The 24,621-nt window shown below is 60.2% G+C and carries 21 protein-coding genes; 9 read left to right on the top strand and 12 right to left on the bottom strand.

Annotation, left to right across the window (positions count from 1 at the left end; genetic code table 11):
* Nucleotides 1-32: 32 nt before the first annotated feature.
* Together AC13C8_RS02150 and AC13C8_RS02145 are read right to left on the bottom strand one after the other, a co-directional pair.
* The gene (locus AC13C8_RS02150) at nucleotides 33-659 is read right to left on the bottom strand and encodes a Crp/Fnr family transcriptional regulator (RefSeq protein WP_482846273.1); all 627 of its coding nucleotides are present in this window, start codon (nucleotides 657-659) and stop codon (nucleotides 33-35) included.
* Nucleotides 660-831: 172 nt separating this feature from the next.
* A complete protein-coding gene (locus tag AC13C8_RS02145) occupies nucleotides 832-2,043 on the bottom strand; it encodes an ROK family transcriptional regulator (RefSeq protein WP_482846272.1) in 1,212 nt (403 codons plus the stop codon).
* 182 nt (nucleotides 2,044-2,225) lie between these two features.
* Between AC13C8_RS02145 and AC13C8_RS02140 the strand changes: the two genes are divergently transcribed.
* The 4 genes from AC13C8_RS02140 (at nucleotide 2,226) to AC13C8_RS02125 (ending at nucleotide 5,838) form a co-directional block, all read left to right on the top strand.
* Nucleotides 2,226-3,236: a substrate-binding domain-containing protein gene (locus AC13C8_RS02140; protein ID WP_482846271.1), complete on the top strand. Its 1,011-nt coding sequence runs from the start codon at nucleotides 2,226-2,228 to the stop codon at nucleotides 3,234-3,236.
* A gap of 111 nt (nucleotides 3,237-3,347) precedes the next feature.
* Nucleotides 3,348-4,430: an ABC transporter permease gene (locus tag AC13C8_RS02135; RefSeq protein WP_091433492.1), complete on the top strand. Its 1,083-nt coding sequence runs from the start codon at nucleotides 3,348-3,350 to the stop codon at nucleotides 4,428-4,430.
* Nucleotides 4,406-5,212 carry an ATP-binding cassette domain-containing protein gene (locus tag AC13C8_RS02130; RefSeq protein WP_091433489.1) on the top strand — a complete coding sequence of 269 codons (807 nt, stop codon included), beginning with the start codon at nucleotides 4,406-4,408 and terminating at the stop codon, nucleotides 5,210-5,212. The genes AC13C8_RS02135 and AC13C8_RS02130 overlap by 25 nt, the downstream gene beginning before the upstream one ends.
* Nucleotides 5,209-5,838 carry a nucleoside/nucleotide kinase family protein gene (locus tag AC13C8_RS02125; protein WP_482846270.1) on the top strand — a complete coding sequence of 210 codons (630 nt, stop codon included), beginning with the start codon at nucleotides 5,209-5,211 and terminating at the stop codon, nucleotides 5,836-5,838. The genes AC13C8_RS02130 and AC13C8_RS02125 overlap by 4 nt, the downstream gene beginning before the upstream one ends.
* 42 nt (nucleotides 5,839-5,880) lie before the next feature.
* On the opposite strand, the gene AC13C8_RS02120 is transcribed toward AC13C8_RS02125, so the two are convergent.
* Nucleotides 5,881-6,192 (bottom strand): ArsR/SmtB family transcription factor, encoded by a 312-nt coding sequence (locus tag AC13C8_RS02120; RefSeq protein WP_091433482.1) that lies wholly within the window; start codon nucleotides 6,190-6,192, stop codon nucleotides 5,881-5,883.
* Between the two features lie 73 nt (nucleotides 6,193-6,265).
* Here AC13C8_RS02120 and AC13C8_RS02115 point away from each other — a divergent pair, with 73 nt between their 5' ends.
* Nucleotides 6,266-7,297 (top strand): efflux RND transporter periplasmic adaptor subunit, encoded by a 1,032-nt coding sequence (locus AC13C8_RS02115; RefSeq protein ID WP_482846269.1) that lies wholly within the window; start codon nucleotides 6,266-6,268, stop codon nucleotides 7,295-7,297.
* A complete protein-coding gene (locus AC13C8_RS02110; RefSeq protein WP_482846268.1) occupies nucleotides 7,294-10,533 on the top strand; it encodes an efflux RND transporter permease subunit in 3,240 nt (1,079 codons plus the stop codon). The genes AC13C8_RS02115 and AC13C8_RS02110 overlap by 4 nt, the downstream gene beginning before the upstream one ends.
* Here AC13C8_RS02110 and AC13C8_RS02105 read toward each other — a convergent pair.
* The 5 genes from AC13C8_RS02105 to AC13C8_RS02085 form a co-directional block, all read right to left on the bottom strand.
* On the bottom strand, nucleotides 10,530-11,702 hold the full coding sequence (locus AC13C8_RS02105) for an MFS transporter (RefSeq protein ID WP_245744802.1): 1,173 nt from the start codon (nucleotides 11,700-11,702) through the stop codon (nucleotides 10,530-10,532). The genes AC13C8_RS02110 and AC13C8_RS02105 overlap by 4 nt on opposite strands.
* Before the next feature lie 612 nt (nucleotides 11,703-12,314).
* A complete protein-coding gene (locus AC13C8_RS02100) occupies nucleotides 12,315-12,947 on the bottom strand; it encodes an ATP-binding cassette domain-containing protein (RefSeq protein WP_482846267.1) in 633 nt (210 codons plus the stop codon).
* Nucleotides 12,940-14,643 carry an ABC transporter permease gene (locus AC13C8_RS02095; protein WP_482846266.1) on the bottom strand — a complete coding sequence of 568 codons (1,704 nt, stop codon included), beginning with the start codon at nucleotides 14,641-14,643 and terminating at the stop codon, nucleotides 12,940-12,942. Before AC13C8_RS02095 ends, AC13C8_RS02100 begins: the two co-directional genes overlap by 8 nt.
* Before the next feature lie 8 nt (nucleotides 14,644-14,651).
* Complete coding sequence (locus AC13C8_RS02090) at nucleotides 14,652-15,857, bottom strand: ABC transporter substrate-binding protein (protein ID WP_482846265.1); 1,206 nt, start codon at nucleotides 15,855-15,857, stop codon at nucleotides 14,652-14,654.
* Nucleotides 15,857-16,489 (bottom strand): CDP-alcohol phosphatidyltransferase family protein, encoded by a 633-nt coding sequence (locus tag AC13C8_RS02085; protein ID WP_091433411.1) that lies wholly within the window; start codon nucleotides 16,487-16,489, stop codon nucleotides 15,857-15,859. The genes AC13C8_RS02090 and AC13C8_RS02085 overlap by 1 nt, the downstream gene beginning before the upstream one ends.
* A gap of 189 nt (nucleotides 16,490-16,678) precedes the next feature.
* Between AC13C8_RS02085 and AC13C8_RS02080 the strand changes: the two genes are divergently transcribed.
* Together AC13C8_RS02080 and AC13C8_RS02075 are read left to right on the top strand one after the other, a co-directional pair.
* A complete protein-coding gene (locus tag AC13C8_RS02080) occupies nucleotides 16,679-17,689 on the top strand; it encodes a type I glyceraldehyde-3-phosphate dehydrogenase (RefSeq protein ID WP_482846263.1) in 1,011 nt (336 codons plus the stop codon).
* Nucleotides 17,690-17,701: 12 nt separating this feature from the next.
* Nucleotides 17,702-18,484, top strand: a complete 783-nt coding sequence (locus tag AC13C8_RS02075; protein WP_482846262.1) for an NAD(P)-binding domain-containing protein — start codon at nucleotides 17,702-17,704, stop codon at nucleotides 18,482-18,484.
* 108 nt (nucleotides 18,485-18,592) lie between these two features.
* Here AC13C8_RS02075 and AC13C8_RS02070 read toward each other — a convergent pair whose 3' ends face one another.
* The 4 genes from AC13C8_RS02070 to AC13C8_RS02055 all read right to left on the bottom strand — a co-directional run bounded on the left by AC13C8_RS02070 (nucleotide 18,593) and on the right by AC13C8_RS02055 (nucleotide 23,479).
* Nucleotides 18,593-18,868: a hypothetical protein gene (locus tag AC13C8_RS02070; protein WP_482846261.1), complete on the bottom strand. Its 276-nt coding sequence runs from the start codon at nucleotides 18,866-18,868 to the stop codon at nucleotides 18,593-18,595.
* 290 nt (nucleotides 18,869-19,158) lie between these two features.
* Complete coding sequence (locus AC13C8_RS02065) at nucleotides 19,159-20,715, bottom strand: S8 family serine peptidase (RefSeq protein ID WP_482846260.1); 1,557 nt, start codon at nucleotides 20,713-20,715, stop codon at nucleotides 19,159-19,161.
* Nucleotides 20,716-20,728: 13 nt separating this feature from the next.
* Entirely contained in the window at nucleotides 20,729-21,679 is a 951-nt protein-coding gene (locus tag AC13C8_RS02060; protein WP_218142265.1) for a phosphatase PAP2 family protein, read from the bottom strand.
* Between the two features lie 15 nt (nucleotides 21,680-21,694).
* Nucleotides 21,695-23,479, bottom strand: coding sequence for an AfsR/SARP family transcriptional regulator (locus AC13C8_RS02055; RefSeq protein ID WP_482846259.1), 1,785 nt, complete (start codon nucleotides 23,477-23,479; stop codon nucleotides 21,695-21,697).
* 825 nt (nucleotides 23,480-24,304) lie between these two features.
* Between AC13C8_RS02055 and AC13C8_RS02050 the strand changes: the two genes are divergently transcribed.
* The gene (locus AC13C8_RS02050) at nucleotides 24,305-24,502 is read left to right on the top strand and encodes a hypothetical protein (protein ID WP_091433393.1); all 198 of its coding nucleotides are present in this window, start codon (nucleotides 24,305-24,307) and stop codon (nucleotides 24,500-24,502) included.
* The last annotated feature ends 119 nt before the right edge of the window (nucleotides 24,503-24,621 follow it).

Below are 24,621 nucleotides of genomic sequence, written 5' to 3'. Positions count from 1 at the left end.
GCGCCCAGGAACGGTCGGGCAAGACGAGGTTTTCAGGACGTGCCCGATGCACTGTTCACATTAGCCATCAGGCGACGGGTCATCGTTCGCATGATCGCCAACCCAAAACTCGGGTCTTCGAACTGCAATCGCATGAACTGCTTTTCATTGATGCCATAAACCTCGGCATCCTCGGTGCAGCGGGCGGTCGCGGTGCGCGTGGCGGCATCGGCGAAGAATGCAATCTCGCCAAAGACATCGCCGGGTGCCAAGTCGATGCCGAAGTCTTCGATCTTGATCCGACCTTTTGCCAGGTAATAAAGCTGGTCCACCAGATCACCGCGTTCAAAGACCGCCGAGCCTGCATCAAACCGCGACCGCTTTCCATAAGTTTTGATGACTGAAAAATCGGCCTGTTTGGCGCCGGATGCCGTGCTTACCTTTCTGCGCAGAGACAGCAACTGCCAGAACCGGTAAAGGTTTATGGGAAGCAAGATAAGCTCCATCGCCAGAAGCGGCCACAGGTGCAGGATGAAGGCATACGTGGCAAAACAAAGCGATGACGTGATTGCAAGAAACCGAAGCGGCAGCATGGTGCTGACCGAATAGGAGGCAATCGTGATCAAAGAGGCCAGCCAGCCAATTCCTTCGATCCAGTTAAGATTTGCGATCTGGTCCATGGATGTCCTCGTCGGGCAGGGGGCTGCTGCCACGAAGCGTAGCATCAATACGTTTGAGTAAGCACGGCAAATCCAGATCGGACAAGCCGTCACACTCAGACAGGATTGCTTCTGGGTTGCCACATCACAGACGCCCACCAAACGATCAGCGCCCTGTTTTGTCAGCGTGACCTCAAATACCTGACAACCCTGCATTGGTGTTCAGCAGAAACTGTGAAAAGATCGGGCTGCTGGCGGCCCCGATGGCACGGGCGTTGTGGCCGATGCTGCCCGCTTCGATCCGCGGCTCGATCAATCCTCGTTTGTCCTGATTGACAAGATACCGCCGTGTCCGTTTGACCAGTTCCAACCGCACATCGGTCGGGAACGCACCGTCGATCAGCACCGCCTCGAAATCAATGACCGAACAGATTGACAGGGACGCTTTGGCCAGTTCCTGTGCGGTTTGACCGATCCATGGGTCGACATGGCGGGACAGGTTGTTCCAATCCTGTGGTTGTTGCCAGATGATCGACGGATCGACCCCGGTTTCAACCAGTCGTGATTCAAGAAGGTGGATCGAGGCAACATCTATCAGCTGTTGCGCCTCGCCCAACGGTCCCGTGCTGCGCATCGAGCCAAGCGCCCCGGCATTGCCTTGGTTTCCTTCGAAGACAGTGCCGTTCAGGACCACACCGCCACCGATGAAAGACCCGATGAAGAAATAGGCGTAATCGCGAAAGACGGTGTTCTGGCCATATAGCCGTTCGGCATGACAAGCGGCTGTGGAATCGTTCACAACCGCGACGGGCAGATCGCTGAACTTGGCGACTTCGGCGGCGAAACTGATGTCTTTCCATGACCGAAAGCTTTCAGCGGCGATGCCGACCAGATCGTGCCATTTCCAAAGCTCGAATGGCGTTCCTATCCCGATCCCGCACACCCGGTCGCGCAACGCAACGGGCAGTTGGCCCAGCAGTGTCTCCAGCCCTTGTTTGAGAAACCCGAACACCGCATCGGGCATTGGATAATCATAGGTCGAACGCAACTGTCCGCGCACCGTGCCAGAAAAATCAAGCAACAACAGATCGGCGCTTCTGCGCCCGATTTTCAAGCCGATGGACAATACGCCGTCGGGTTCCAGTTCCATCGGGATCGAGGGTTTGCCGATCTTTCCCCGCACCGGATCGCCCCGACGCACCAGCCCATCGTCTTCGAGGTTTCGCAGGATGGTCGACACGGTTGGTTTGGACAGTCCGGTCCTGCGTGCCAGTTCGGCGGCGGGCACGGCACGGTGGCGTTGCAGAATGGACAGGATCAGGCGTTCGTTATGGTCGCGGATACCACTTTGGTTCACGCCTGCGCTTCGCATTCTGATGCCATCTTCGCTCATGACGCGGACCATAGTTGCCTCCCGTATGGAATAAAAGATAAACCCAATCTATTAGTAAGTAAAGTTAACAAACTAATTGACACGAGCAGGGGAATCGGGCTTTTTAGGGTCAGACCTGCTGTTCAACCTATGCAGGCTTGGATGGGGGAGGAGCCTTGTCCAAATCCAGAAACTGTTTCTTGTGGGAGGAAAACATGAAAACCCTAATGACCACTTCGACTTTGGCGATGACCCTTATGGCTGGTGCAGCCTATGCGGAAACCAATGCCTGTCTGATCACCAAGACCGACACCAACCCGTTCTTCGTAAAAATGAAAGAAGGGGCATCGGCAGCGGCTGAAGCGAATGGCATCAGCCTGTCGACCTATGCGGGAAAATACGACGGCGATGTGGAAACTCAGGTTGCCGCGGTTGAGACCTGCATCGCTTCAGGTGCCAAGGGTATTCTGATAACGCCGACCGACAGCCGCGCGCTGGTTCCGGTGATCACTCAGGCGCGTGAAGCCGGTGCGCTTGTGATCGCGTTGGACACCCAGTTTGAGCCCGCCGACGCGGCAGACGCGACCTTCGCCACCGACAATTTCAAGGCCGGTGTTCTGATCGGCCAGTGGGCCAGGGCGAAGATGGGCGACGATGCTGCCAACGCGAAAATCGCGCTGCTGGACCTGAACGCATCCGAAGTTTCGGTGGATTACCAGCGTGACAACGGGTTCCTGCAAGGCTTCGGCATCGACATCAAGGACCCGACCGACATTGGCGACGAAGACGATCCGCGCATTGTTGGCAACGACGTGACGGATGGTTCCCCCGATGGCGGTCGCACCGCGATGGAAAACCTGTTGCAGATCGACCCGGACATCAACCTTGTCTATACGATCAACGAACCCGCTGCGGCCGGAGCCTACGAGGCGCTCAAGTCGTTCGGCAAGGATGAAGGTGTTACGATCGTGTCCGTCGATGGCGGTTGCCCCGGCGTGCAGGACGTGGCCGATGGCGTGATCGGCGCGACCGCGATGCAGTTTCCGCTGCTGATGGCTTCGAAGGGGATCGAAGCGATCAAGACCTTCGCCGAAACCGGCGAGAAGCCGCAGAACAGCGAAGGGCTGGACTTCTTCAACACCGGTGTCGAACTGATCACCGACGAACCCGTCGAAGGCGTTCCGTCGATCACGTCTGCTGAAGGTCTGGAGAAGTGCTGGGGCTAACCCCAACCAATCTTCCGGGCGGGGCGTCATTACGCCCCGCTCTCCCATTCGCCTTGTCAATTTTGACGGAATCTGATGCCGCAGCTACGCTGACCGGTAAGGGAGAGAGTCATGTCTGATCCGACAACACCGGCCAAAAAAGGCCAGGACTTTGAACACGCTTTGGACCAGAGCGATGCAAGTGTCGCCGCGTTTAATGTCAAACATCATACGGTGCTGGAACGGATTCAGCACCTGCTTCACAACAACCCCACGCTGGTTCCCGTGATCGTGCTGGTGCTGAGCCTGATTGCTTTCGGTCTGATCGCCGGGGGCAAGTTCTTCTCGGCCTTCAACCTCAGCCTGATCCTGCAACAGGTGTCGATCATCGGCATTCTGGCCGCCGCCCAGTCGTTGATCATCATCACGGCGGGCATTGATCTGTCGGTCGCGGCCATCATGGTTCTGATGTCAGTTGTTATGGGCAACCTTGCTGTATTTTCGGGCGTGCCCACTCTGATCGCGATTGTGATCGGCCTGATGGGTGGCGTTGGCGCGGGGGCGTTGAACGGCTGGTTCATCACCCGGATCAAGCTGCCGCCGTTCATCACGACCCTTGGCACCTGGTCGATCTTTTATGCGCTGCTGTTGTGGCTGTCTGGCGCGCAGTCCATTCGCGGACAGGACATTGACGCCGAGGCCCCGTTTCTGAAATTCTTTGGCGAATCCTTCAGCATCGGCGGTGCGCGGATCACGCTCAGCGCGCTTTTGATGATCGTCGTCTTCATCGTGCTGTGGTACATGCTGAACAAGACCGCATGGGGTCGTCATGTCTATGCCATTGGGGATGACAAGGAAGCGGCCGATCTGTCCGGCATCCGCACCGACCGCACGCTGCTGTCGGTCTATGGCGTGGCCGGGTTCATCTGTGCACTGGCGGGCTGGGCGTCGATTGGGCGTGTCGGGTCAATTTCGCCGCAGTCGTTTTACGAAGGCAATCTGGATTCCATCACCGCCGTTGTCATCGGGGGCATTTCGCTGTTCGGTGGGCGCGGGTCGATCATGGGGGCGCTGTTCGGCGCGTTGATCGTCGGCGTCTTCCGGTCGGGTTTGCGCCTGTCAGGCGTGGATGTGTTGTGGCAGGTCTTTGCCATCGGCTGGCTTATCATCATTGCGGTCGCAATTGACCAATGGATCAGAAGGGTATCGGCATAATGGAAAACGCAACTCCTGTCGTTCAGGCCCGCGGTGTCGTGAAGCGCTATGGCCACGTGACCGCGATTGACCACTCGGATTTTGAACTGCGCGCGGGCGAGGTTCTTGCCGTCATCGGTGACAACGGTGCGGGAAAGTCGTCGATCGTCAAGGCGATCTGCGGGGCGACCATGCCGGACGAAGGCGAGATCCTGATTGAAGGCAAGCCGGTCAGGTTCAACTCACCCATCGAGGCACGGGATATGGGGATCGAGATCGTGTATCAGAACCTCGCCCTGTCCCCCGCGCTGTCGATTGCCGACAACATGTTTACGGGTCGCGAGATTCGCAAGGAAGGCTGGATGGGGAAATATCTGCGGATGCTGGACCAACCAGCGATGGAGAAATTTGCCCGCGACAAGCTGACCGAGCTTGGTCTGATGACGGTCCAGTCGATCAAACAACCGGTCGAGACCCTTTCGGGAGGCCAGCGTCAAGGCGTCGCCGTCGCACGCGCTGCCGCCTTCGCCACCAAGTTCATCATCATGGATGAACCGACGGCAGCGTTGGGCGTCAAGGAAAGCCGCAAGGTGCTGGAGCTGATCCAGGACGTGCGCGCCCGTGGTATTCCGATCATCCTGATCAGCCACAACATGCCCCACGTGTTCGAGGTCGCAGACCGCATTCACATTCACCGGCTGGGCAAGCGGCTTTGCACCATCGACCCGAAAGATTATACCATGTCCGACGCCGTCGCGTTCATGACGGGCGCGAAGGAACCACCGGCCGAGGATGCTGCGTGAATGATGTAAATGACATTGCAAAGGCGCTGCTGGATCGCATTCTGGCAGCGCCTCGTGCCGGACGGCGCAGGCTTGTTGCCCTTGCCGGGCCGCCTGCCTCTGGCAAGACGACCCTGTCCAGCGTTCTGGCCGAACTGATGGTGGGGGCAGGGTGCAACGCATTGGTCGTTCCAATGGATGGCTTTCACCTTGATAATCGTGTCTTGACCGCACGCGGGCTGCTGGCCCGAAAGGGCGCGCCCGAGACATTTGATGTCGAAGGCCTGCGGCGACTCGTCGGCGCCCTTCCCAACGCAGACATCGTATATTTTCCGATCTTCGATCGTGATCGTGATATCGCCATTGCAGGGGCGGGCGTGGTGCCCGAGACCTGCGACACCATCATCATCGAGGGCAATTATCTGCTGTTTGACGCGCCGGGGTGGCGTGACCTGAACGACTGGTGGGACATATCTGTCCGGCTGGACGTGCCGCCAGAGGTGCTGGAGCAGCGCCTTGTGGATCGGTGGCTGGCACATGGGCTTACGCTGGATCAGGCGCGCGCCCGCACGGCGGACAATGATCTGCGAAACGCGGAACGCGTCGCCGCTGCATCCCTGAAAGCCGACATTACTATTACAGTTTGACTATGGTCTTGACCGTTCGGCGTGGGTGGGCAAACCAGCCGATCAATCGCAGAAGCTGGCTTTCAGATGTCCCAGCACGTCAAGGCAGCGCGGGTCCGAGATCGTGTAATAGATCTGCAATCCCTCTTTTTCGCCTTTCACCAAACCTTCGGACCGCATCTTTGCAAGATGCTGCGAGATTGCCGATTGCGAGAGGTCGGCGACCGTGCACAGTTCGGACACGGTTGCGCGACCTGCGGCCAGGCGACACAGGATCATAAGCCGACGCGTATTGGCCAATTGCTTCAACAAGGTCGCGACCTCATTTGCACGGGCCAGAAGATCGGCCATCGGGTCTGTGCTGGCAGGCGTCATCTTTTCCCCTTGCTTTGGAAGGCGTGTCCAACTTGACAATATTTTAGTGTTTACTAATTTAGTTTTTGCTAATATGAAAGTCAAGCGCAACTGGCTGCCCAATGCCGGACGCAGACAGAAACCCGCCCAAACCAAAGGCGTCGATATGTTAAAACCACTGCTTCTTTCCCTTTTTCTTGCCGGGCCGGTGATGGCCCAGACTTACGAGGTGACGGCCACCGATCTGTCAGACCGCAAGGCGGTGTTCGCCACGGTGGAAAGCGTCGATACGTTGACCGCGCGGACCCGGATCGGCGGCACGATTGTTGATCTGATGGTTGACGAAGGCGACATGGTTGCGGCAGGTGACGTTCTGGCGCGGGTGGTCAACGAACAGATGGAACCGCAGATTGCGGCGGCCACTTCGCAGGCCACATCGCTTGAGGCGGAACTGGCACAGGCACGTGACGACCTGCGGCGGGCCGAGGACTTGCTGGCGCGTGGCATCATCGCCCAAACCCGCGTGGATCAGGCGCAAACCGCTGTGGCGGTGCTTGAGGGGCGGTTGGCTTCGGCCCGCCAATCGCGCGACGTGTTGGTGCAGCAACAGCGGGAAGGCGAGGTGCTGGCCCCCGGCGCAGGTCGTGTGCTGAACGTGTTGGCCCCGCGCGGCAGCGTCATGTTGCCGGGCGAGCCGGTGGCGATCATCGCATCAGATCACTATCTGTTGCGCCTGAACGTGCCCGAACGCCATGCCCGATCCATCGCCGAAGGCAACCTGATCGAAATCGCCGGGGCCGCACTTGGGGGCGAAGTCGCCCAGACCGGCGTGATCCGGCAGGTCTATCCCCAGATCACCAATGGCCGCATCACGGCAGATGCCGAGGTGGACGGGCTGGGCAGCTTCTTTGTGGGCGAACGCGTGCGGGTCTATGTGACCGTCGATACGCGGCAGGGCATTGTCATTCCCCGCGACCTTGTCTCCACCCGGTTCGGCAATGATTTCGTGACCCTGCAAACCTCAGACGGCACGCGCGACGTGGTGGTTCTGTTGGGCGAGGAAACCGGCGACGGTGTTGAAATTCTTGCAGGATTGTCGGCAAGCGACAAACTGGTGCAGCCATGAAACTGGGTATTTCCGGGCGTCTGACCAAGGCGTTCATCCGCTCGCCCCTGACGCCGCTTTTGCTGTTGGCTTCGCTGGCGATGGGATTGATTGCACTGGCGGTCATCCCACGTGAAGAAGAGCCGCAAATCTCGGTCCCCATGGTCGATGTGATGCTGCGCACCGACGGGCTGCACGCGCCCGATGCGGTCGAACTGGTGACAGAACCGCTTGAGGCGATCCTAGGCTCGATCAATGCGGTTGAACATGTCTATTCCCAGACGGCGGATGACAGCGTGATGGTCACTGCCCGGTTTGACGTGGGCACCGATCCAGATGACGCAATCCTGCGTGTGAACGAACGGATCATGGCCAATATGGACCGCATCCCGCAGGGCATATCGCAGCCCTTGATTGTCGGGCGCGGTATCAATGACGTGGCGATTGTCGCGCTGACCCTGTCGCCCAGGCCGGACGCGGCCGAGTATTGGGACGATCGTGCGCTGTATTCTCTGGTCGAGGAGTTGCGCGCCTCGCTCATGTCGGTCGAGGATGTAGGGCTGACCTATATCGTTGGCGGGCGCACGGACCAGATCCGCATTGAACCGGATCCCGAACGGCTGGCCCTTTATGGTGTCACACTGCAACAACTGGCCGCGCGCGTGGGCGAAGCCAACCAGGCCTTCCCGGCAGGCACCGTTACCACACTGGACCGCAGCCTGACGGTGACGGCGGGACAGACCTTGCGCGGCCCTTCGGATATTGGCCTGTTGCAACTGACCACCCGCGACGGACGTCCCGTCTATGTGCGCGATGTGGCAGATATCGTCGTTGGTGGCGCACCCGTGGACGCGCGCACCTGGACGATGACCCGCGACGATCCCGCGGCAGCCTGGACGCGCCTGCCCGCCGTGACGCTGGCAATTGCCAAACGCGAAGGCGCCAACGCCGTATTGGTTGCCGAACATGTGCTGGAGCGGCTGGAGCTTCTGCGTGGCAGTCTGATCCCCGAGGATATCGCGGTCGAAGTCACCCGAAACTATGGTCAATCGGCCGATGAGAAGGCCGATGAACTGCTGTTTCACCTTGGCCTTGCCACGGTCTCTATCGTGCTGCTTGTGACGCTTGTCATTGGATGGCGTGAAGGTATCGTGGTCGCCATCGTTATTCCGACCACCATTCTGCTGACGTTGTTTGCGTCCAACATGATGGGCTATACGATCAACAGGGTGTCACTGTTCGCGCTGATCTTTTCCATCGGTATTCTGGTTGATGACGCCATCGTGGTGATTGAAAACATCGCGCGACACTGGGCGATGCGCGACGGGCGCTCGCGCGTGACCGCCGCGATCGAGGCTGTGGCCGAGGTGGGCAACCCCACCATCGTCGCCACCCTGACCGTGGTGGCTGCACTTTTGCCGATGCTGTTCGTGTCGGGCCTGATGGGGCCGTATATGGGGCCGATCCCTGTCAATGCGTCGGCTGCGATGATCTTTTCCTTCTTCGTTGCCGTGATCCTGACCCCGTGGCTGATGCTGAAGATCGCCGGGCGCGGCGGTGCAGAGGCTGGCGGGCATGGCCACGACAGCGAAGGCGTGCTGGGACGTCTGTTCCGCCGGATTGCCGCGCCTGTGATTGCCAGCCGCTGGCGGGCAGGTGTGTTCCTGGTCGTGGTGCTGGTTCTGACCGGCGGCTCGATGACCTTCTTCTTCGACCGCACCGTGGTCGTGAAGCTGCTGCCTTTTGACAACAAATCCGAGTTTCAGGTCATTCTGGACATGCCCGAAGGCACCAGCCTTGAACGGACCGAGCGTGTGCTGACCGAAGCGGCGGAGCGGTTGGCCGCCTTGCCCGAAGCAACCTCGATCCAGCTTCATGCGGGCACGGCGGCACCCTTCAACTTCAACGGGCTTGTGCGGCATTATTACCTGCGAAAACAGCCAGAACTGGGCGATTTACAGGTTAATCTTGAAGAAAAGAGTCACCGCGACCGCTCGTCCCACGAAATCGCCCTGGCGGCACGTGAAATGCTGGCGGATATGGACCTGCCCGAAGGCGGCTCGATCCAGATTGCTGAAATACCGCCGGGGCCACCGGTTCTGGCGACCTTGCTGGCCGAGATCTATGGTCCCGATGCCGACACCCGGCGGGCGGTGGCGCGCGAGGTGCGCGAAGCCTTCGCCGCCGTGCCCTATGTGGTGGATGTCGAAGACAGCTTCGGCCAACCCCGCCCGCGTCTGCGATTGGCGATTGATCAGGACAGTCTGGAATATTTCAACGTCCTGCAAAGCGATGTCTATGACACGATCCGCGTGTTGTTCGACGGGATGCCCGTAGGCTATTCCCATCGCGGCGAGGGGCGCGACCCGACCGAAATCCGTGTGGCCCTGCCGCGTGGCGAGCTGAGCTGGTCCGAGCGTCTGGCGTCCACCCCTGTGCCCGCAAACCTGTTGCCGGGCGACCGGGGCGTGGTCGAGCTGGGCGATCTTGTGACGGTCACGGAAGAGGCCGGAAACTATCCGATCTTTCGGCACAATGGGCGTTTTGCCGAAATGGTGATGGCCGAAATGGCGGGTGATTTCGAAGCGCCGATCTACGGAATGATCGCTGTGCAAGACGCGCTGGACGACCGACCCTGGAGTGCCGAGGTGCCAAAGCCCGAAATCAGTCTGTATGGTCAGCCCGACAGCGATGCCACCCCCACCCTGTTGTGGGACGGCGAATGGGAAGTCACATATGTCACCTTCCGCGACATGGGCGCGGCGTTCGGGGTGGCGATCCTGGCGATCTATGTGCTGGTGGTGGCGCAATTCGGGTCGTTCCGGGTGCCGTTGATCATCCTGACGCCAATTCCGCTGACCTTCATCGGGATCGTGTTCGGACACTGGGTGTTCGATGCCGCGTTCACCGCAACTTCGATGATCGGATTCATTGCGCTGGCGGGGATTATCGTGCGCAACTCGATCCTGTTGGTGGATTTCATCCGTCACGGGGCCGAAGGGGACGAACCCCTGCGCGAAACCCTGCTGCGCGCCGGTGCGATCCGGTTCAAGCCGATCCTGTTGACCGCGATTGCCGCGATGATCGGGGCATCGGTGATCCTGACCGACCCGATCTTTCAGGGGCTTGCGATCTCGCTTCTGTTCGGGCTGGCATCATCGACCTTGCTGACGGTTCTGGTGATCCCGGCGATTTACGTGCTGTTCAAGAAGGCGGATCAACCCTATCGGCCTGCGATCGTGTCGGAGGATGATTAAGGGTCGGGCTGTCTAAGCGCCGGAGCCAGCGACGCCATCAGCACCGCCAAAGCCATCAGCAAGGCGAAGCTGACCCGGATCGAGCTGACTTCGGCAATGAAGCCGATGACCGGTGGCCCCATCAAAAGCCCGCCGTAACCAAGCGTGGCGAGGCTGGCAACCGCCTTGCCGGGCGACAGAATGGGGTCGTTGGTGGCGCGGCTGAAGGCCAGTGGCATGATCACCGCATAGCCGATGCCCATCAGCGCAAAGCCGACCAGTGCGACCGGATAGGTGGCGATGCCGACGGCCAACCCGGCCCCAAGCGCGGCGGTGCCACCGGCAAGCCGTGCGGTGCGCATCGGCCCAAGGCGATATGTGACCCTATCTCCGCCCAATCGCATGATCACCATCGCCACGGAAAAGACAGCATACCCGATGGCGGCCGACGCCTCGGAAACGCCAGTCGTGGTCATCAGGAAAATCGCGCCCCAATCCGCCATCGCCCCTTCGCCCAGTGACGCACACATGGCGATCAGGCCGACCAGCACGAGCTGGCCCTTGGGCAAGGTGAACAGCGGTGCATGCGGCGCATCAATACGCGGTGCCGGCGCCCAAAGGGGCGACGTGGCGGGCGGAACGGCCAGCCACAGGCAGACGGCGGCCACCACGCCGATCACCAACACGCCGTGGGCCAGCAGCGGCAGTCCCAGTTTGATCGCGACGAAGCCTGACGCCGCCCCAAGCCCCGCGCCCACGGACCAAGAGGCATGGAAGCGTGACATCATCGGGCGGGGCAGGCGTCGTTCGACCGCACCTGCCCAAGAGTTCATCGCCACATCCATCGCGCCATGTGTTGCGCCAAAAAAGAACAGCGCGGCAGCGAGGGTTGAAACCGTCGGGGCCAACCCGATGCCAAGGATTGACAGCGCGTGAATGGCCCCGACCCAGACGGTGGTGGTGGCCGCGCCATGGCGGTCCACCCAGCGGCCTGCCAGCGGAAATGCCGCAATCGCACCGCCACCCATCAAGAGCAGAAGCAACCCCAGCGCGCCGGGGTCCAGCGACAGCTTGACCGAGACGGTGGGGATACGCGACGCCCACAGGCCAAACAGCGTGCCGTTCAGAACGAACATCGCGATCACCGCATTGCGGGCGGCCAGAACGGTGGGGGCAGGGGTGTCAGGCATGGATAACCTTGCGGTGTTGCACCGTGACGATGGGGTGGGTCCAACGTAAGGAAACAGTGACGAAGTGCCGGGTCAGAGCCACATATTGGCCAAAACTCCGAGAGTGCCGTTCGTCGGGTCGACATGCGACCATCCGGTGGTCGGAGTGACAAAGATCGTCATTATTGCAGCGGTGTGGACGTCCGGATCGTCGCCTTTGCCCCGCGCCCGAGCCGAAACGCCCACACCGGAACAGTCTGCATTCCTCTTCGGTCCGGATCGACGCAATCACGATCAAGCATTCGACGTTCGGGACAGGATCGTGAAGATCGAGATGTGACATCGGTGTCCTTCGGCGGTCCAGTATCGTTTGAACGCGCACAGTGGGGCGATTACGCCCAAGAATCAATCAGGACATATTCCCGGATCACGCAGTCCGAATTCTGCATTCTCGTCATTCACCATGCTGGGCTGAATGAAGCCGATGGCGAAGTGCCATACGCGGGAACGCTGAGGCCCAAGCACGGGTGCAGGCAATCTTGACAGGGCCGGATCAGACGAACTTTCTGGACCACCATGACCCGGTGTACCGCACCGTAATTGCGCCGGTCGGTGTTCCGGAGATGCCAGACCCTATTCCAGCACAATTACCTTTCCGCCTGCCGCGTCAGCATCCTCGGCGTCATGCGTGACCAAAAGCACCGGCAAGGCCCGCGCCTTGGCGTGATCGAACACCAACTGCCGCACTTGACCGCGAAGTTCAGCGTCCAGCCCGGAAAACGGCTCGTCCAGCAGCAGCGCGTGCGGCTCGGACAACAGCATCCGCATCAGGGCAACCCGCGCGCGCTGCCCGCCGGACAGGGTGGCGGGATCACGATCTGCAAAGCCTCCCAGCCCCACCTCGGCCAGCGCGGCGTCGATCTTTGCGCGTCGTTCCGCCCGCGTTCCACCCTGGGCCAGACCAAAGGCAAGGTTTGCCCCCACCGACAGATGCGGGAACAACAGCGCGTCCTGAAACAGGATGCCGACACAGCGTTCATCAGGTGGCAGTCCGGTCAGGTCGCGCCCGTTCAGATGGATTTGCCCGGATAGTGTGAACTCGGGTGAAAGAGTGCCTATCACAGCGGAAAGTAGAGTGGATTTGCCCACGCCCGACGGTCCCATAAGGGTCACGACTTCGCCGGGGGCGACATGGGTGTTGATCGACATCAGGCGGTGACCCGAATGTCTGATACCGATTTGATTCAGATGCAGTCCGTCAGCCATGCAACAGCCCTTTTCGGTTGCGCCATATCAGGGCGGGCAGAGTCAAAGCCAGAGCGAAGGGCACCAGAGCTGCGGCGGTCTGCATCAGGCCAAATACGCCGATCGCACGCCGATCGCCGCCCGAGGCCAGCGCGACGGCCTCTGTGGTCAGCGTCTCGATGCGGCCACCTCCGACCAGCAGCGTCGGCAGATATTGCCCGACGGACACCGCGACCCCGACGGCGATGGCCGTCAGCAGGGGCGCCAGCAGCATCGGCAGACGAATGTACCACAGCACGCGGTTGGGGCCGGACCCAAGGGCGGCAGCGACAGTGGCTTGGCGGTTGTCCCATGCCTGCCAAGGGCCGTCCAACGACAGGCGCAGATAGGGCAGCACGAAGACCAGATGCGCCAGAACGACAGGCCCGCGCCCCATATCCAGGCCAAGCGACAGAAACAAGGTTTGCAGCCCCGGAAGAAACGCGGTTTGCGGCACGATCAGGGGCAGATAGATCAGCCACATCCCCCGCTGGGTCAGACGGAGATTGCGGCGGTGCTCGGTTTCAAGACAGCCGATGGTCAGGACCATGCCGATGGCAACCGCGATGCCGGCAATCAGCATCGTTTCGAAAAATGCATCCAGACTGCCGGATTTGTGCCGCATCCAGTTGCGCGTGGTGAATTGGTCGGGGGTCAGGTCGGGGAAGGTCCAGAACCCGGCAACGGACCAGATGGCGAGGCTGAGAAGCCCCAAAAGCAAAACGCCTGAGATCGCTGTGCCAGCCGCAAAGCCCGCCATGCGCAAGGGGCGGTCGCGGTGTCCCCGTCGCCCCGTCTCGATCCGCATACAGACCAGATGCGCCACCAGTTTTTCACCCAGAAACCAGAACCCGACCACACCGATGACCAGCGCCAGTTGAACCAGCGCCGCAGCGGCGGCTTGCAGGCGGAAGACAAGGTCGGGGTCCGACATCCAACGCACGATTTGCACAGAAAGGGTCGGTGGTGTGGACGGACCAAGGATCACCGCCACGTCAACGACCGACATGGACCATGTCAGCACCACCAGGACAGGCAGGCGGATGCGACCATAGACGGCGGGAAACACCGCGACAAGCCAGGCAAGGATGCGGCCATAGCCCATGCTTTGGCACAGAGCCAAGCGGCGGCGGTCGTCGATCTGGCCCAATGCCGCGATGGACATGAGAAGCAGAAACGGCACCTCTTTCATCACCATACCCAGAATCAGCGATATCCCCCACGGGTCGTTCAGGATCAACAGGTCGGGGGGGCGGTCCCAGCCGGTCAGCCACGGCGAAAACAGCCGCACGATCCAGCCGGACGGGGCGATAAGGAAAGCCAGCCCAAAGGCAGCGGCGGCGTGGGGGACAGACAGGAAAGGGGACAGAAGACGTTCCAGAACGCGAAAGCCCTGTGTGCCCGCCCAACCAGCGAGGATCAGCGCGGTGATCGTCAGCGACAGGATTGCGGCGGCCAGCCCCGTGACCACCGACAGGCGCACCGCCGGGCCAAAGCCAGGCCAGTCGAACAGCGTGCGAAATATATCGAGCGTCAGCCCCGTCCGGCCTGTTGTCGGAAGATGCCCGAAGGCCGGAAGCAAAGTGCCCCACAGCCCTGCCGCCACCGGCCCCAGCAGAACCAGAACGGTCAGCACCGGGAACAAGGGAAGGTGAAGGAACTTTCGGGTTTGGGCCATGTCAGGGTCTATTGCACGCCGTATCGAACCTGCCAATCCTCGGCAATGCGGGTCATCCAGCTGGGGTGCGGTTCGTCCTGCACATCGCCCAGTTGCTGGGGCGTCAGCGTCGCGATGCCAAGGTCAAGCGCGTCAAACTGCGCGCGGTCCTCGGGCGGCAGGGCACCGACATGGAGGACGGTGCCATAGCCCAGCACTTCGGGGTCTTGCGCGTGGGCTTGCGCGATGGGCGACATCAGGAAGTTGGCAACCACCATCGCACCTGCCTTGGAGCCTGAATTATAGGGGATCGCCACGAAGGACGCGTTGCCGATCGTGCCCTTGTCCAAAACGAAAGTTCGCACTGTGGCAGGCAATTCATAGTTGGCTATGGCGGTCGAAGCCTCGGAAGGTGAGAAACTGATCGCGAGGTCGATCTCGTTGTCATTCATCAACTGGATCTGGCGCGGGCCGTTGGCGGGATAGGCGCGGCCCTGACGCCACAGGGTCGGCGTGAGATCTTCGAGGAAGTCCCAGAGCGGCGCGGTGACGGTGTCATAGGTGTCGTCCGTGACGGGCTGAGCCAGCACCGAAGGATCGTCAGCCAGTTCCACAAGCATTTGCTTCAGAAACGTTGTGCCCAGAAAATCGGGCGGCTGGGGATAGGTGAAGCGGCCGGGATTTGCCTGGGACCAGTCCAGAATTTCAGCGGCCGAGGGCAGGGGGGTCGGAATGTCCGCCGTGTCATACATGAACACGACCTGCGCCATCGCCCATGGGGCCTCATACCCCGCAACCGGAACGGTGAAATCGGTGCGCACGGTCTTGCCTTCGACATCGACAAATTGCCAGTTGGGCAGGTCTTCCGCGAACGGGCCGAACAGCAGGCCGTTTTCTTTCATCGACGCGAAATTTGCCCCGTTGATCCAGATCAGGTCAATGGCACCGTCCGTGTCCTTGCCCACCTGCTTTTCCGATAGCACGCGGGTGACGGCATCGGCGGTGTCGGTCAGTTTCACATGCTCCAGCGTCACACCGAACCGTCCGCTGACCTGGTCGCCGACCCAGTCGATAAACGCATTGGTGGTGGGCGAGCCACCCCAGGCGTTCCAATAAACGGTCTGGCCACGGGCTTCGGTCTCGATCGCGTCCCAATCGGCTGGGTTAGGGTCTGATAGGGCCGGGTGCGTCAGCGCGCCCAAGGTCAGGCTGGCGGCAAGGGCAAGGTGTTTCATCAGGTCTCCTGTCGGTCGGTTGTGATGTCGCCAAACGCCTGATACGCGCCCCAGACGCGCAAGATCGCAGTGGCAAAACAAAGTGCGCCGAACAGATACGCGAGCGGCGCGAAATATGTGGGCAGAAGGCAGAGAAGGATGAAGAAGACGATGGTTTCGGTCCCCTCCAGCAAACCGTTCGAATAGTGAAGCGATTTGACGCCCTGGGCCTGGGTGCCGATGCCCTTCCGCTCGGCCAGAATGGCATAGCCCAGAAAGCTCGCCCCGTTGACGTAGAAGGACAAAAGAAGGACCGCGCCTGCGATTCCGTTGGTCTGCGGATCATACAGCACGAACCCCAACGGCACCGCACCGTAGAACAGAAAGTCCGAGGTGATATCCAGATAGCCGCCAAAGTCGGTTCTGTGGGTCGCGCGCGCCACGGCTCCGTCCAACCCATCGGAAAGGCGCGAGGCCAGAATCAGGCCCAAACCCACCGTAAACGCACCCATCGCAACGGCCCCTGCCGCTGCCAGACCAAAACCCAACCCGGCAAGCGTCACCGCGTTCGCTCCTATGCCAAGCTGTGCCAAACCCCGCCCGGCCACGTTCAGCGGCGGGTCAATCAGTTTGCGTGCATAGGCGTCCAACATCGACAGATCTTTCCCATTCCCCTTGCCCTCTGATCGGGCCTTTTGCCATTTGACCCGGATGCGCCCCCTTCGTCCATCCGGCAAACGCAAACGTGAGCATTCGTCAACGCCCGCAGATTTCACACCGCCCCTTGCACCTGACCCGGCTTTCGCGTTCTGTGGACCCATCACCCAGATGACGAGGTTCAGATGTCCCCCTCCTCCCCGCGCAAAACGCGTATTGGCCTGAACGGCTTTGGCCGCATTGGCCGGTCGATCCTGCGGATCCTGTCTGCCGCGCCGTCGGATTTCGAGGTCGCGTTCATCAATGATATCGAGTCCTTGGACACCTGCGCCTATCTGTTCAAATATGACAGCGTATTTGGCCCCTTCGCGGGGCAGGTCGAGGCATCGGAAGGCGGGTTGTCGATCAACGGCACGGTGATTCCGTTTCACGGACTGTCTGACATCAGCACAATGGACCTGTCGGATGTGGATGTGGTGCTGGAATGCACCGGCATGGCGGGCAAACGGGCGGTGGCGGAACGTGGACTTCAGGCAGGGGCGCGCAATGTGCTGATTTCCGGCCCGTCGAACGAGGCGGATGTGACCATCGTTCTGGGCGCGAACGAGGCAAAGCTGACGGGGCAGAGAATCGTGTCAAACGCGTCTTGCACGACGAACGCGCTGGCCCCGCTGCTGAAACTGCTTGATGACGAACTGGGCGTGATTGGCGGGCATATGACCACGGTGCATTGTTACACTGGCAGTCAGCCGACAGTGGACAAGCCCCGTGCCGATCCGGCGCGGTCGCGGGCAGCCGCGCTGTCCATGGTGCCAACCACCACCAGCGCCCATGAACTGGTGGGCGAGGTGTTGCCCCATCTGGCCGGGCGGGTCGAGGCGCGGGCGATCCGTGTGCCGACCGCCAGTGTTTCAGCCATTGACCTGACTGTGCGCACCGGGCGCGAGGTATCGGTGGCCGAAGCGCGCGCGGTTCTGAAAACAGCCGCCGACGGGCATGTTCTGGGCTGGACGGACGAGCCGCTCGTGTCCAGCGATCTGCGGATGCGGCCGGAAAGCCTTGTTCTGTCGGGGCCAGAAACCTCGGTGTCGCAAGGGGGGCTGCTTCGGGTCTTTGGCTGGTATGACAATGAATGGGGCTTTTCGCACCGGATGTTGGACGTGGCGCGGATGATCGCGCAGGACGCGCCCGCTTAGGAAGGACGACGCATGGAACGCATAGGGTTCATCGGCACGGGCGAGATCGCGGCGGCGATGGTGGCCGGGTTGACCGGGCGCGGGCATCAGATCCTCGTGTCCGAACGGAACGGCGCGATGGCGGCGGCGCTGGCCGCGCAGTTCAGCGATGTGACCATCGCCCCGAACGATCAGGTGGTTGCAGACAGCGACACCGTCTTTCTGTGTCTGCTGGCAGACGTGGCACGAAAGGTCGTGCCCGATCTGCCCTTCCGCGACGATCACCGGGTGATCTCGGTGATGGTGGATGTCCCGTTGGCCGATCTAAGGACGTTGTGCGCACCGGTGAACGAAATCGCGATCACGATCCCGCTGCCGTCGATTGCGGTGGGCGGCTCGGCCTTGCCGGTCTATCCTGACAGCATGGCGTTGCGCAGTCTGTTTGCGGATACCGACATGATCATACCCTGCCAGTCCGAGGTTGCGTTGAACGCGCATTTCGCGGCCACGGCGCTGGCATCGCCGATCCTGGATCAGATGCGTGAAGGGGCGCGTTGGCTGGCGGCGCTGACGGGCGATCAAACGGCATCGGAGCAGTATTTGGCGACGGTGTTTGCAGGCTTTCTGCGCAGTATGACCGAGAACCCGGAAACGTCCTTTACCGATCTGCTGGACAGTCTTGCGACCGAAGGCGGGCTGAACGCCGCGATGCGCGCCCATATGCGCGAAGCCGGGGTGGTTGACGCATTGGCCGATGGGTTGGACGCGTTGAAACCGCGTCTGGGTCTGACGGATCAGACACCCATGCCGCGGTAACAAGAAAACGGGTCGGCGGGAGAAACCGACCCGTTTACGTGTGTTCCATCGCCTGCGTTGTGCGGCCCACCGGCACCGGCATTGCCGATGACGGCCGCACGGCGAAGGTTACTGGAACACGCTACCATCATCGTCCAGTGCGATCTGGGCGACCGTATCATGGTTCAGCAGATCTTCGATCTGTCGCGATGTCAGATCCGCCACGAGCAACTGGATCTCGGCCATATTGTCGTCGACCATGACACCGTTCTTGTTCAGGTGATCCATCAGAAGATTGCAATCATCATGGCAGGTGATCAGCACGGGATGAGAATTTCCTGTCAGACTTTCCATCCGGTCTTTCAGTTTCGGGTCCAGTTTTTGCATGGTCATACCTCGGTTCATCAGGTCGGTTATCGGGTTGGTATCATCGGGTCTTGGGTCTGAATCTCTGGTGCGAACTGAGAAACCAGCCTGGGGTTTGGAAAGGAACAGGTGATAAAAATGGCTTTCGCCAAACGGGTTCCTCAGAACGCCTGTATAATATGACGCCGGGGCATAAACGGGGCGAAAGGGTGGCGTGAATATTGCGTTATTAAACGTGAATTTCGGGCAGATTTGCGTGAATTCAGCGGGACGTGCGCAAGAAAAAGCCGCCGGGGTCATGGCCGGCGGCTTTGGCGGCTTGTCGCGGTTCAGTTCAGCGCGGCGATCACCGCGGCTTTGGCGTCAATCAGCCCGGCGCCAAAAAAAGTCTCGAACGCGTCGGCGTCTTCATTGGCAACATTCATGCAGTCGGATTTCAGGGGCAACGTTGTGCCCATCATCGGCATGTCACGACGCGCAGTGGTCATCAGAAGCGTTTTCAGATCGCACCCGTCGCGTGGACCCTTGCCGCTGCCCGACAACCGTTCGGCCCGGCGCACCAGCGCCACCACACCGCCGACCAGCGCCGAGGCGCCAGAGGTGCCGCCAAACTGAGTGTAGAACCCGCTCTTCGCCAGCTCGACTGGCATGTCTGGATCTTCGTTCCCCGCCCCGTCATATCCGAAACTTCCGGGAATGTCGGTGCTCAGCAATCCCTTGCGGCTATAGGACACTGCCATCGCGCTGTCGGGTTTCAGATACCCGATCTTGTCCACCCGTTTTGGCGTTTCCCGCAATTGGTGGCGGTTGAAGACCTCCATATCATCTGACGGGGCAACCAGCGTCAGGCCGTCACCATAATTGGAATAGCCAGAGCGATAGCCCTGACCCGACACAGCCCCCACGGCGATGATGCCGTTTTCACGATTTGCAAGATTGGCGGGGAACAGCAATTGGCTTTCGCCTTCATTTCCAGCGGCGCAGACAATGGGAACGTGTTTGCTGATCGCGATGAACAGCGCCTGCACCACATGCCACAGGTGGCGCCCGGTTTCGGACACTTGTGGCGCGGTGGGATCATGGGGCGAGGCTTTGGCGGTCAACACTTCGATCCGGTGCAGAAGGTCGGCGGCTTCGCGATTGGCCCAACTTTGCAGCTCGGCCTTGAAATCGTCCTTGGGTGTCACGACCGAAGCGTCAGGGTCCGGCAAGCCGCGCGGCATCACGATCACGTCGGGCTTTTGGTGCCAGGCATAAAGCAGGGCTGCGATGAATTGCAGCGGGTCATTGTCAAACCCGGTGCGCAGCGAAATCAGGGTTGAAAACGGATCGACCCCGAAATAGGGGATCACCCCGACCGAGGGTTTATCGTCCTTCGCGCAGCAATGTTCCGGCCCGCCGACGATCAGTCCGCTGACGGCGGTGCCATGCGACGCAAATCTGGCTTCGGTGTCGCCAAAGGGGCGCAGCTCGCCGGTGCTGTCGGTCAGATGCTGGACCACCTCATCGAACATCGCGCGTTCATCAGCGTCCAGCCCGTCAAGATGCAAGCCATCGACCGACAACCCGGCAAAGTTCTTCTGCTCGCCACTCGATCCAGTCGCCAGACGCGCCCCATAGGGCGTTCCGGTGAAGTCGAGCGAGCGCGCTGCATCGACCCGGTCTTTCAGGTTCGGGTGGGCAAAGCTGCATCCGACATCGATCAGAACAACGGTCGAAGGCGTCGCCTCGGCCCTGGCCGCCAGAGTGTCCCACAGCGTATCGGCAAAACCCGTCTGCGCCTTGTCGGGCGTCAGCACGCCCAGCGACACAAGGTGCCACAGGTAATAATAGCTGCTTTCCTCGACTTGCTCTGCCCCGGCGCATTTTGAGATTGCGGTGTTCATATTCTTCGGCCCCTCAGATCCATTCTTGCTGCACGGTCTGATAGCGGTCGGCGAAAGCCTCGGCGAACAGGGGTGCAAATCGTTTCGCCAGAAGCAGTCCGGCAGCCGTATCGCTGGGATAATGCAGCCCGGCCCATTCCCGGTTTTGCGCCACGTTCAACGCGGCTTCGGACAAGACCTGCGTGGCGGGATGTTCCGGCAGGATCGTGTTGAACGCGAAGGCCAGCGTGTGACACTGGAAGGAATGGTTGCTGGGATAGGCCTCGTGCGCCGGGTTGGGCAGGACGGGACGCAGGCGCGGTTCAATCTGGTTGGGTCGAAGCCGCCCGAAGAGACCCTTGTAATAAAGCCCGATATATTCAGTGACGGTCAAAAGTTCCAGAAACAGCGCCTCGGTGTTTTCAAACCCCGACAGCCCGTCAATGCCAAGCGGGCGGGTGAAGGCGGTCAGATCCAGCGTAGCTTCTTGTATGATATCGGGAATACGCATTTTGCGTTCGTCGATATTGCGCTGCATGGCCAAGAGCAGCAGAGTTTCCAACCGACTGTGATCCGGGCCGGGCGGCGGCGGCAGGGTGATGTTGGTCCATTCATCCGGCAGTCGTGCGCCCAGATCGGCAGCACCAGCACGGTGCAGACGCAACAGGGCGTCCGTGGGCATCAAGGCGCCGCTGGCCCCTTGGGCGCTTGGGGCCTGAAGTTTGTTCTTGTTCTTGTTCTTGTTCTTGTTTTTATTCTTGTTCAGCGCCGATTTGTTGAAGGCGGATTTGTTCAGAACCATCCTGACTGCGCTGACGCCGCCTGCGCCCTGCGCGCCTGTGCGGCTTTCGACCGAGATCTCGGCGATCTTGTCGGTGGCATCATCAAACTGAAGGCCATTTGGGCCTACGGTGATCTGCGCAAGGCTCAGAAATTCAGCGATAGAGCCACATTCATGGATCGTGTCGGCCCGGTCTTTCATCATGTCATCCCCTGTTTGTTAATCACGGTCAAATCCGGCCTTGCTCAGCCCCAGAAGAAACTGGCGACCGCCCTCCGTGGCCAGCCCCGGATAGCCCGATCCCCGCAGCACTCCGGTCGAGAAATCAGGTTCGATTTCGACCAGTTTGTGGCGCAGGCTTTCGACCATCTGGACGTTGCCAAGATGGGCGTGACTGGAAATCAGATAGCGCAGGATCGAGTTGAACTTGGGTCGTTGCACCAGCGCCTTTTCGCCCGCTTCTATGGCGGCGGTATGATCGCCCGCCAAGGCGGCGGCGATACATTTCGTGGTGTCGAAATAGTAACTGATCGGCGTGTTAGACCCTAAATGCTGCGCCCAGGATGCCATGGCCAGAGATTTCCGCGTGTCGCCTGCATAGGCGTTCATCGTGGCGTAAAGATCCCAGCCGATCGCCTGTTCGGGGTCGATCTTCAATGCGCGTTCGAACAGTGACGCGGCCATGTCAAATTCGCTGAACAGATAGGAATGGATATGCGCGGCGAGGGACAGCACGAGCGGGTCGAACTCGTCCTCTTCCAGCGCGCGGGTCGCGTAATACTGCGCTTCGGAAATCTGCGCGGCGGCGTCGGGCGTGAACCGTTGGCCAACCTGAAAAGACTTGGCAAAGGCCATCCACGCATAGGTTTGCGCGTTGGGTTGCACCTTCAAAAGATGCGCCAGTTTGTCCTCGGCGCTGGACAGCTCGTTCACCGAAAGCCCGAACATCTGATAGATACATTCGATAAATTGCCCGGCGCCTGCCATTTGCGGGCTGGTTGCGTGCATTTGCAAATGACGCCCGATCTGGATCACCGCGTGCGATACAAGCCCGTTCAGGGCCGGGCAGGCGGGTTGGGCGAAATCGTTGGGGGCGAAAGCCTGACTGGACGACCAGACGGTCACGCCATCCTTGCCTGTCAAAAGCTCGACCGACAGGCGGACCGACGGGCCTTGGTCAAGTTCCGTCACCCGCAGAACCAACGGGATTTCGACCTGCCCAAACTCGCTGCGCATTTGCGACAAGGGCTGGTTTTCAAAGGTGCGCACGCTGGGCACACGGCCCATTTCGCGCAGGTTTCGGGTCAGTTTGTCAATCAGAAGCCCGGCATGTGCATCCCCGGCCATGCCACTTTGCACCCCGATGGCCCATGTGGCCGCCTGTTTGGGCTGGGTAAGGTCCGAGACGTTCATCTGCGCGCTGATCACGGGATCAGGCGAAGACGGGCCGCGCGACAGGCCCAAAGCATCGGCTGACATTTCAGGCGGGGTTTCGGCTTTGTTGTCACTGTCGTGATCCACCAGCCGCTGTTCCCAAATCTGGCGTTCTAACGTCAGCCAGCTTTCGAACTCGGGATCGCAGATGTCGAACCCTTCCAGAAAATGCTCCGAAACCGCTTCGAGACCGACGGGCGGTGTCACTTCGCCCTGTTCCACCTTGTCCATCAGGTCGATGGCATCAACGCGGATGCGCGACAGGTCCAGCGAGACGGAGTATTTATCGGCGCTGAGAATGTCCTTCTTATCCGCGCCGAAGCATTTACGAATGTCGAGCAGCGCCTGACGCAGACTGGCTGATGCCTGATCCTCGCCCCGGTCGCTCCACAACTTGTCGCGCAACCAGACGCGTGACCGCGACCCGCGCGGGGCAAGGGCCAACATGGCCAGAACAGCCTTGGATTTCTGGTTTTTCGGGGTGAAGTGGTTGCCAGCCCCATCTTGCACGGCCAGAGGCCCGAACAAGAAGATGTCCAGGTCGTGTTGGCGGGAATGATCAGCGTCCATTGGTGTTCCTTCGGAAACCTTTGTGGCAAGCACAAAAGATTGTTTCGAAATACTACCCAAACTCGGCATTTCTTGCAAAAAATGCTCTGATAACAATTGTGCACTCCCACGGATGATAACCCTGATGGCACACTGGGCCATAGCCGTAATCACAGCGTGAAACGGGCGTGAATACAGCGGGGCAGGGCCATTCGGGGATTGAAAGAGGCCGGATTTCTGTGGCTCAAGGGCTATGTCTTGACCTTTTTGCTGCGGCTCAGGGTCCGTGAACCTGCCCAAGAGGACCGCTTCCCGGCGCCATAAACCGGCAAAGTGATTCGGTTTTGCAGACCGGGTGTGTCGCGGGTCACAGACTATGCTGTTTTTGAATGTGGCTGCGAGACAACAGGAAAGCGGGTCAGGTTTTTGCCAAAAAGACCAAAGGGGCACCCGATAAAAACCGTCGGAAAAAGTCGCGTGGAAACAACAGCTAGGCGAATTGCGATATATTCTTTCGAATATTTCGGCGCGACGATCTGGCGGGTCGCAGTCAATGAACCGCGCGCGGCAGATCGGCACTGTATCGCTTGTTTAAAAGTTTCTGTTTGGCGGGACTCCCGCACTGGTTGATTTCATGTATAGTGTCATTACCACTCAGGTCGGAACAAACTGCCGCGCATCGCCACCCCTGCGACCCGCGGCTATCGTTTTTCAACCCTGAAGAACAGGCGCTCGCGCCTTAATTGTGCCACGAATGCTCCGCAAGGTGGAGCGTAATGGAATCGAAGGAATGATCTCTGCGAGGTCGCGCAGCTTGGCGATCAACCGCATGGACGGGAGTTGAACATGGTAATTGGTGTTCTTGGTCTTGGAATGCTTGTTGGGCTTGGCACAGCCATCGCCGCCCTTCTGAACGGCTATTCGATCTGGATGGCGCTTTGGTTCTACAGTTCCGTTGGCACGGCCTCGGCGCTTGTCAGCATCGCCATGTTGCGTTTGATCCGCGACTATATCCTGAATGGTTCTGACGAGCCGCAAAGCTGACCGTCTGATTTCGAACCACAGCGGCCTTCAAAACAAACGCGCCCCGGATGATCCGCGGCGCGTTGTTTTTTGCACAACACTGGACTAATTGACCACGACCATTGTTCAGTTCTTGCATC

This window comes from Aliiroseovarius sp. B-4, assembly GCF_056857795.1.
Note: the sequence above shows the minus strand (reverse complement) of the source record. Positions and strands in the feature narration are given on the sequence as shown.

Coding starts and splice junctions, on each gene's coding strand:
- AC13C8_RS02095 (WP_482846266.1), bottom strand. CDS start 14,643: ATGGCCCAAACCCGAAAGTTCCTTCACCTTCCCTTGTTCCCGGTGCTG.
- AC13C8_RS02075 (WP_482846262.1), top strand. CDS start 17,702: ATGGAACGCATAGGGTTCATCGGCACGGGCGAGATCGCGGCGGCGATG.
- AC13C8_RS02065 (WP_482846260.1), bottom strand. CDS start 20,715: ATGAACACCGCAATCTCAAAATGCGCCGGGGCAGAGCAAGTCGAGGAA.
- AC13C8_RS02130 (WP_091433489.1), top strand. CDS start 4,406: ATGGATCAGAAGGGTATCGGCATAATGGAAAACGCAACTCCTGTCGTT.
- AC13C8_RS02120 (WP_091433482.1), bottom strand. CDS start 6,192: ATGACGCCTGCCAGCACAGACCCGATGGCCGATCTTCTGGCCCGTGCA.
- AC13C8_RS02085 (WP_091433411.1), bottom strand. CDS start 16,489: ATGTTGGACGCCTATGCACGCAAACTGATTGACCCGCCGCTGAACGTG.
- AC13C8_RS02100 (WP_482846267.1), bottom strand. CDS start 12,947: ATGGCTGACGGACTGCATCTGAATCAAATCGGTATCAGACATTCGGGT.
- AC13C8_RS02105 (WP_245744802.1), bottom strand. CDS start 11,702: ATGCCTGACACCCCTGCCCCCACCGTTCTGGCCGCCCGCAATGCGGTG.
- AC13C8_RS02090 (WP_482846265.1), bottom strand. CDS start 15,857: ATGAAACACCTTGCCCTTGCCGCCAGCCTGACCTTGGGCGCGCTGACG.
- AC13C8_RS02150 (WP_482846273.1), bottom strand. CDS start 659: ATGGACCAGATCGCAAATCTTAACTGGATCGAAGGAATTGGCTGGCTG.
- AC13C8_RS02135 (WP_091433492.1), top strand. CDS start 3,348: ATGTCTGATCCGACAACACCGGCCAAAAAAGGCCAGGACTTTGAACAC.
- AC13C8_RS02110 (WP_482846268.1), top strand. CDS start 7,294: ATGAAACTGGGTATTTCCGGGCGTCTGACCAAGGCGTTCATCCGCTCG.
- AC13C8_RS02060 (WP_218142265.1), bottom strand. CDS start 21,679: ATGATGAAAGACCGGGCCGACACGATCCATGAATGTGGCTCTATCGCT.
- AC13C8_RS02140 (WP_482846271.1), top strand. CDS start 2,226: ATGAAAACCCTAATGACCACTTCGACTTTGGCGATGACCCTTATGGCT.
- AC13C8_RS02115 (WP_482846269.1), top strand. CDS start 6,266: ATGAAAGTCAAGCGCAACTGGCTGCCCAATGCCGGACGCAGACAGAAA.
- AC13C8_RS02145 (WP_482846272.1), bottom strand. CDS start 2,043: ATGGTCCGCGTCATGAGCGAAGATGGCATCAGAATGCGAAGCGCAGGC.
- AC13C8_RS02070 (WP_482846261.1), bottom strand. CDS start 18,868: ATGAACCGAGGTATGACCATGCAAAAACTGGACCCGAAACTGAAAGAC.
- AC13C8_RS02055 (WP_482846259.1), bottom strand. CDS start 23,479: ATGGACGCTGATCATTCCCGCCAACACGACCTGGACATCTTCTTGTTC.
- AC13C8_RS02080 (WP_482846263.1), top strand. CDS start 16,679: ATGTCCCCCTCCTCCCCGCGCAAAACGCGTATTGGCCTGAACGGCTTT.
- AC13C8_RS02050 (WP_091433393.1), top strand. CDS start 24,305: ATGGTAATTGGTGTTCTTGGTCTTGGAATGCTTGTTGGGCTTGGCACA.